Source organism: Streptomyces sp. NRRL B-24572, assembly GCF_002156145.1.
In the GTDB taxonomy this organism is placed as follows: domain Bacteria; phylum Actinomycetota; class Actinomycetes; order Streptomycetales; family Streptomycetaceae; genus Streptomyces; species Streptomyces vietnamensis.
Window position 1 is genome coordinate 1 of record NZ_MWIG01000977.1, and the last position, 2,504, is coordinate 2,504.

The 2,504-nt window shown below is 71.0% G+C and carries 2 protein-coding genes; one reads left to right on the forward strand and one right to left on the reverse strand.

The annotated features are described in order from the left end of the window. Window positions 1–688, reverse strand: a 688-nt coding sequence (locus CCN56_RS39085; protein WP_107484306.1) for a crotonase/enoyl-CoA hydratase family protein, incomplete at its 3' end; no start/stop codon positions are given. 172 nt (window positions 689–860) lie between these two features. On the opposite strand from CCN56_RS39085, the gene CCN56_RS39090 reads away from it, so the two are divergent. Continuing rightward, window positions 861–2,504: acyl-CoA synthetase (locus CCN56_RS39090; protein WP_086832363.1), on the forward strand; the 1,644-nt coding region annotated here is incomplete at its 3' end.

The window sequence follows — 2,504 nt, forward strand, 5'->3', positions numbered from 1 at the left end:
CCGTGTACGAGACGGCGGAGCTGACCGAGACGGAGGCCTTCACCGCCTCGACGGCCAGCGGCCCGCACGCGTTGATGCGTTCGGCGATGTCGAGGGCGGTGTCCAGGGCGGTGCCGTCGGGGACGACGCGGCCGACGAGGCCGATGGCGGCGGCTTCCTCGGCGCTGTAGGGGCGGCCGGTGAGGAGCATTTCGAGGGCGTGGGTGCGGGCGATCTGGCGGGGCAGGCGGACGGTGGAGCCGCCGATGGGGAAGAGGCCGCGCCGGACCTCGAAGAGGCCGAAGGTGGCGGAGGCGGCGGCGACCCGGATGTCGGTGCCCTGGAGGATCTCGGTGCCGCCGGCGACGCAGTACCCCTCGACGGCCGCGATGACGGGTTTGCGGGGGCGGTGGTGGCGGAGCATCGCCTTCCAGTGCAGGTCGGGGTCGGCCTTGAGCCGGTCCCGGTACCGCTCGCCCTCCATGCCCTTCCCGGCGAGGGCCTTGAGGTCCATGCCCGCGCAGAAGGAACCGCCCGCGCCGGTGAGGACGATCGAGCGTACGCCGTCGTCGGCGTCGGCCTCCAGCCAGCCGTCGTGCAGGCCGACGAGCATCGGCAGTGAGAGGGCGTTCTTGGCCTCGGGCCGGTTCAAGGTGAGGACGAGCGTGGCGCCTTCGCGCCGGACGCTGAGGTGTTCGGTGCCGCCCATGGGGGTCTCCCGTCTCCAGTTCTGGAACAGGTTGCAGGAGCCGGGGGCCCAGTTCAATAGTTTTCTGACACTCAGTCAGATTCTTCTGCGCACCCCCTTCCCCCGGTGACCGGTCGGCGCTCTAATGACCGCCACGTCCATGTGAACCAGCGAACCGGGGTCAGGAGGAACGGTGGAGTACAACCTTGCCGACCTGTTCGAATCGGTCGTCGACGTGGTCCCCGACCGCGAGGCGCTGGTGTACGTCGACCATCCGGGCACGGGCGCGGAGCGGCGGCTCACCTACGCCGAGCTCGACGCCGCCGCCAACCGGATCGCGCACCACCTGATCGACGCGGGCATCCGGCCCGGCGAACACCTCGGCCTCCACCTGTACAACGGCGTCGAGTACCTCCAGACCGTCCTCGCCTGCCTCAAGGCGCGGATCGTGCCGGTCAACGTCAACTACCGGTACGTGGAGGAGGAGCTCGTCTACCTGTACCGGGACGCCGACCTGGCCGCGCTCGTCTTCGACGCCGAGTTCACCGAACGGGTCGCGGCGGCGCTGCCGCAGACGGAGAAGCTGCGGCACCTCGTGCGGGTGGGGCCCGCCCGTCGCCCGACCACCACCCCTCAAGGAGCTGCTGCGCAGCACAGTGCCGAATTCGAGCACGCCCCCGCGCTCGACTGCGTGCCGTTCACGGAGGCGGAGGCCGCCGGTTCCTCCGAGCGCGGCTTCGGCCCCCGCTCCCCCGACGACCTCTTCATCATCTACACCGGCGGCACCACCGGCATGCCCAAGGGCGTCCTGTGGCGCCAGGAGGACCTGTTCTTCGCCGGGCTCTTCGGCGGCGACCCCTCGGGCGAGCCCGTGAAGCGGCCCGAGGAGCTGGCCGAGCGCGTCGCGGCCGGCGGCGCCGGCATCACCTTCTTCCCCGCGCCGCCGCTGATGCACGGCACGTCCACCCTCACCGCGTTCATCGCCCTCAACTACGGGCAGCGGGTCGTCCTGCACCGCAAGTACGTGCCCGAGGAGGTGCTGCGCACCCTGGAGAAGGAGAAGGTCTCCAGCATCTCCCTGGTGGGGGACGCGATGCTGCGGCCGCTCGTGGACGCGCTGCGCGGACCGCTCAAGGGGACGGACCTCTCGGCCCTCTTCAGCCTCTCCTCCTCCGGGGCGATCATGTCGGAGACGGTACGGGCCCAGCTCCAGGAGCTCATGCCGAACGTCACGCTGCTCAACAACTTCGGCTCCACCGAGTCCGGTTCCAACGGGCGCGCCACCGACGACTCCGGCCCGTCCAAGGGCTTCCGGCTGCACGTCAACGAACGCACCCAGGTCGTCGACCCGGCGACCCGGATCCCCGTCGGACCGGGCGAGACCGGCCGTCTCGCCCAGCGGGGCCACGTCCCGCTCGGCTACTACAACGACCCGGCCAAGACCGCCGAGACCTTCTTCGAGCGGGACGGGGTGCGGTGGGTGCTGCTCGGTGACATGGCGACCGTGGACGAGCAGGGCGTCGTGACCGTCCTGGGGCGCGGCTCCCAGTGCATCAACACGGGCGGCGAGAAGGTGTACCCCGAGGAGGTCGAGCAGGCGCTCAAGTCCCATCCCGACGTGTACGACGCGCTGGTCGCCGGTGTCCCCGACGCCCGCTGGGGCAACCACGTCGCCGCCGTCGTCCAGCTCCGGGAGGGGGCGGAGCCACTGGACCTGGAGTCCCTCCAGACCCACTGCCGGCAACAGCTGGCGGGGGACCTGGTAGCCCGCCAGCTGTTGCCGGCAGTGGGTCTGGAGGGACTCCAGGTCCAGTGGCTCCGCCCCCTCCCGGAGCTG